This window comes from Paraburkholderia sp. BCC1886 (assembly GCF_900996245.1).
Taxonomy (GTDB): domain Bacteria; phylum Pseudomonadota; class Gammaproteobacteria; order Burkholderiales; family Burkholderiaceae; genus Paraburkholderia.
The window spans coordinates 1-419 of the sequence record NZ_CAAJGK010000018.1 but is presented as its reverse complement, the minus strand read 5'-3'; the positions used below and the strand labels follow the sequence as shown (position 1 = coordinate 419).

Genomic DNA, 419 nt, shown 5'->3' with positions numbered 1-419 from the left:
TCCGGCCATCATGCGGCGATAGAAGCCGATGTCCTCCTTCTCCTCGAAGCGCACCGAGCGCCGACCCAGCAGGCAGAGGGTCTTCTCGGCTCGGATCGCCTTCAGGCGAGGCTCGATCAGGTCCGGGTCGATCAGGTCGGGCAGGTGCCCTTCCAGGCCCAGCAGGACCGCCTTGTCGGTGCCGTGGCCCTTGCCGGTGGCGCCGAGCGAGCCGTACAGCTCGACCCGCACGCGCCGCACGAAGGCCAGCAGGTTGGCGTCCTCGACATGCGAGGCGAACCGGCATGCCGCGATCATCGGGCCGACCGTGTGCGAGCTCGACGGGCCGATGCCGATCTTGAACAGATCGAAAACGCTGACGTTCATCTGGGAGCTTCTCCGGTGGAAACGCGGGGATTGGACAATGGCGTCAGTACATC

At 66.1% G+C, this 419-nt stretch carries 1 protein-coding gene; it reads right to left on the bottom strand.

The genetic code is table 11. The features are described from left to right. Positions 1–366 (bottom strand): serine dehydratase beta chain (locus tag FQ746_RS01660; RefSeq protein ID WP_313955552.1); only part of this gene is annotated, 366 nt, incomplete at its 3' end. Positions 367–419 lie beyond the last annotated feature (53 nt).